The sequence below is a fragment of the Rhizobium sp. PEPV16 genome, from assembly GCF_008919455.1.
Lineage (GTDB): Bacteria > Pseudomonadota > Alphaproteobacteria > Rhizobiales > Rhizobiaceae > Rhizobium > Rhizobium leguminosarum_Q.
In genome coordinates this window covers 1-4,197 of the sequence record NZ_VSZV01000096.1, presented here as the reverse complement: position 1 = coordinate 4,197, position 4,197 = coordinate 1, and the positions used below count along the sequence as shown (strand labels likewise).

Sequence of the window (4,197 nt, the reverse complement as noted above, 5' to 3'; positions counted from 1 at the left end):
TTGGCCGGGGCTGACCGAGCGCACGCCGGAACGAAGATCTTCGCTGAAATAGGCCGCCTGGCAGAGACCGAGCCCGATCACCGCGAAGATGGCCTCGGCATTATGGACGGCCAGCCATTCGGCTACTCCGCTTGGCATCAGGGTGAAAATCCCGAAATACCACAGCATCAGCTGAACCAGGGTGGGGACGTTCCGGTGGTAAGAGACGTAAGCAGCGACTAACGGATCGCCGAAACGAAAGGGCGACAAACGCAAGGCCAGTAGCAGAAGTGCCAGCGCCATCGCCATAGACCAGGAGCCGGCATAGATGATGAATGTCATCTCGATGCCATGCAGCAACATGGCGGTATACTCCGGATTTCCGAGGATTGCCGAAAGGTCGAAACCGCTCACGGGTTTGGCTCCCCGGATTGATCCGGCTTCGCCGAAGGCTGGGGCTTTGCGGTCTGTAGCCCGCCCATGACCTGCAGTGTCGGGGTGATCTCCATATGCCCGATGTTGACGGCGACGGGGGCTGCTATGGCGAAGGCAATCGCGTCGGCGATATCGGCCGCCTGCGGCAGTTCGAAGCCGTCGATGAACCTTTCGCGGATGCTGGGGTCATCGCCGTGGACGTGATTGAAAATGTCAGTGGCGACCCGGCCGGGGCAGATTTCCGTGACCCGTACCCGCTTGCCGAAAGCGTCGATGCGCAGCTGGTTGGACAGCATGCTCACCCCTGCCTTGGTGGCGTGATAGGATGAGTTGCCGCCGAAATTGTAGGCGCCGGCAATCGACGAAATGTTGATGACATGTCCGCAGTCGCGCGCCACCATGCCGGGCACGACCAAACGGCAGATATGCAGAACTGCCCGGAGATTGACGTCGACGAGGAGATCGATATCGCCCTCGTCGGCTTCCAGGAACTTCTTCGGCCGGTCGACACCGGCATTGTTGACGAGAATGTCGAACTCCACCCGACGGGTGAGCTCGGCCATGGCCTGACGGTCGGTCACGTCGATGACGTGGGCGATGCAGCCCGTCCGCGCAGCCAGCTGCTGCAGTGCGTCGGCGCTGCGGGCAACCGCATGGACCTCGATGTTCTCCCGGCGGAACCGCTCCACCACGGCTGCGCCGATACCGGAGGATGCGCCGGTCACCAGTGCGGTCTTGTAGTCGGAGAATGGCATTGTCGTTCCCTTGTTGTTGATCGAGACAGTAGCGAAGCTTAAACCCCTTGCCTAAGACCGATTATCTCTGGAGCAATAAGCAACGGTTATGGAGCCGGCGCAGGCTGCTGAAGAAGAGAAAGGGCTGATGCCGGGCACCACCTTGCGGCGTCCAGGCCTGAGGAAAGCAGCGACGGCGTCGCGTTGCAAAAGCAATGCGTGTCTGCAAACATGTAAGCCGCGCAGATCAGAACGGTACCCCGATCCTCATGGACATCAGACGCCTCAAATCTTTCATCGTGATCGTCGACAGCGGCAGCATCACGCGAGCGGCGGACCTTTTGCATATCGCCCAGCCGGCGCTCAGCCAGCAGCTTGCGGCACTGGAGGAGCATTTCGGCCACAAGCTGCTGATCCGCAGCCAGCAGGGCGTCAGCATGACCGATGCAGGACACGCGGTGTATCGCCATGCGCAGATTATTCTTCGGCAGATGGAGCAGGCGCAAGCGGATGCATCCGCAGCCGGCAATTCGCTTGCCGGGCGTGTGTCCGTCGGTCTCGTGCCTTTCAGCAGTGCGGCCACGCTGTCGGTCGACCTCCTGGCGGAGACCCGCAAACGGCATCCCGGTATCCTGCTGCACCTGACCGAAAGCGTCGGCCAGACCTATAGCCAGATGATCATGAACGGCCGGCTGGAGATGGCGCTTCTCCACGGAACCGGACCGATCAAGGGTGTCCGGTTCGAGCCGATCCTCAGCGAAGAGTTTTTCCTTGTCGCGCATCGGGACTTTGCGATCGAAGCGGATGCGAAGCCCGTTCCGGTCAATGCTCTCGACGGGATGCCGCTGCTGTTGCCGCCGGCCTATAATTTCGTTCGCCGGGCGGTCGATACCGCCTTCACGCGCACCCGCACCAATTTGAAAGTCGTGGCGGAAGTTGAGATCGTCCGCACCCTTGCCCGCGCGGTGGGCAGCGGCCTCGGCGCGACGATCATGCCGAAAGCCATCGCCGACCGCATCGTATCGGAATCGAGTGAGCCGCTGATCTGCCGGCTCGTCTCGCCGCGGATCGAAGAAACCCTGTCGCTGTGCGTTTCCGACCAGAATCCCCTATCGGAACCGGCCCTTGCCGTCCGGGACATCCTTCTTGAGTTGACCGCGCGCTTGAAAAACTAAAAGCTCGCTGCCGATCAGCGCATATCCTTACAAAACTGGGATATGCGCGCGCAGCCTTCGCCGAGTTTCTCCATGCTGGTGGCGTAGGAAATACGGAAAAAGGGGCTCATTCCGTAAGCCGCTCCTTGCACGGTCGCGACATGATGCTCTTCGACGAGCGCCATGACGAAATCGACGTCGGTCTCGATCTTTCGCCCGCCCTTGCTGGTCTTGCCGATCAGCCCGGAAATGTTGGGATAGATGTCGAAGGCGCCTTCGGGCCGATGGCAGCGCAGCCCTTCCACCTCAGACAATCTGTCGAGAACGAAGTCGCGTCTTTCCTTGTAGATCGCCGCACGCTCCTTCAACAGATCCTGAGGCCCGTCCAGCGCCGAGGTCGCCGCAGCCTGCGTCAGCGTCGCGATGCCGCCGCCATTCTGTCCGTTGACGTTGCTGACGGCGGCGATCAAGTCTTTCGGCCCGGCGCAGAAGCCGAGCCGCCAGCCTGTCATCGCGTAAGCCTTGGAGACGCCGTTCATCGTCAGGACGCGCTCATAGAGCCTGGGCTCGACTTCGGCGATCGTGCAGAACTGGAAGTCGTCATAGACTAGGTGTTCGTAGATATCGTCGGTCATGATCCAGACATTGGGATGACGCAGCATGACCTCGGCAATGGCAGCCATCTCCGCCCGGGAGCAGGCGGCTCCGGTCGGGTTGTTCGGAAAATTAAGGAAGAGCCATTTGGTGCGCGGCGTGATCGCCGCCTCCAGATCCTCGGGACGCAGCTTGAATCCGTTCTGCTCGTGGCAGGGGACGGCGACCGGGACGCCGCCGGCGAATTTGACGATATCCGCATAGCTGACCCAGGAGGGTGTCGGAATGACAACCTCGTCGCCCGGATTGCAGGTCGCCAGCATGGCATTGAAGATCACCTGCTTGCCGCCGCCCGAGACGACGATCTGGCTGGCATCATAGTCGAGATTATTGTCTCGCTTGAACTTCCTGATGATGGCAGATTTGAGCGCCGGCGTTCCGTCCATTGGAGGATACTTCGTATCGCCGGCAAGTGCTGCCGCATGAGCCGCCTCGATCGCGTGCGCCGGAGTGGGGAAATCCGGCTCGCCGGACGAGAGGCTGACGACCTTGATCCCCTTGGCGGCCAGTTCTCTGGCGCGTTGGGTCATGGCGGCGGATGCGGATATGGAGACGTTTTTCAGGCGGTCAGCGATGACGGACATCGACATGGTCCTTCGATGAGGTTGAAATGGGAAACCGCCCTTGGGCGATCAGGATTGCGTCAGTCGGCGAGTTCGGCGGCAGGCGCGAGCGCAGCACCCGTGGCTTCGATCTCGCCGCGCACGATGCCGGCAAGCTCCAAGGCGCCGGGTGTGTCGCTATGGACGAGGATAGAGCGGGCCGGCATTGCGATCACGGCTCCGTCGATCGTCTCGACGGTTCCTTCGAGGAGGAATTGCCGGACACGCGCACGCACCGAGGCTTCATCCTTGATGACGGCGCCGGCGAGCCCGCGCGCGACGAGGTTGCCGCCGACGTCATAGGCCCGGTCGGCAAGGAAAAGCGCCAGGGTTTTCAAGCGCGCACGTTTGGCCGCCTGCTGGATCTCGCTGCCATGGGTGACGAAGACGACGAGGCCGGCATCCACGGTGGCGATCGCATCCATCATCAGGTCGGCCAGCACAGGATCGCGGTTGACCATATTGCCCATGGCTGCATGGAAGCTGATATGGGAGACAGTGACACCCTCGGCTTTGGCGATCGCCATCAGGGCGCCGAGCTGATAGAGCAACTGCTGGCGAAGCTCGTCTGCCTGAAACGCTATTTCGCGCCGGCCGAACCCCAGCCGGTCGGGCAAGCCCGGATGCGCGCCGATGCCG

At 61.7% G+C, this 4,197-nt stretch carries 5 protein-coding genes; 1 reads left to right on the top strand and 4 read right to left on the bottom strand.

Going from position 1 to position 4,197, the window contains the following annotated elements; all coding sequences use genetic code 11:
- Both FY112_RS01195 and FY112_RS01190 read right to left on the bottom strand, forming a co-directional pair.
- Positions 1–393: ABC transporter permease subunit (locus FY112_RS01195; protein WP_151517435.1), on the bottom strand; the 393-nt coding region annotated here is incomplete at its 3' end.
- A complete protein-coding gene (locus tag FY112_RS01190; RefSeq protein WP_151517434.1) occupies positions 390–1,169 on the bottom strand; it encodes an SDR family oxidoreductase in 780 nt (259 codons plus the stop codon). The genes FY112_RS01195 and FY112_RS01190, both read right to left, overlap by 4 nt.
- 194 nt (positions 1,170–1,363) lie before the next feature.
- On the opposite strand from FY112_RS01190, the gene nac reads away from it, so the two are divergent.
- Positions 1,364–2,323: a nitrogen assimilation transcriptional regulator NAC gene (gene nac / locus FY112_RS01185; protein WP_131629653.1), complete on the top strand. Its 960-nt coding sequence runs from the start codon at positions 1,364–1,366 to the stop codon at positions 2,321–2,323.
- Between the two features lie 14 nt (positions 2,324–2,337).
- Here the strand turns inward: nac and FY112_RS01180 are convergent, their stop codons facing one another.
- Positions 2,338–3,540 (bottom strand): pyridoxal phosphate-dependent aminotransferase, encoded by a 1,203-nt coding sequence (locus FY112_RS01180; RefSeq protein ID WP_151517433.1) that lies wholly within the window; start codon positions 3,538–3,540, stop codon positions 2,338–2,340.
- 59 nt (positions 3,541–3,599) lie between these two features.
- Positions 3,600–4,197 (bottom strand): 5-oxoprolinase subunit PxpA (locus FY112_RS01175; RefSeq protein ID WP_151517432.1); only part of this gene is annotated, 598 nt, incomplete at its 5' end.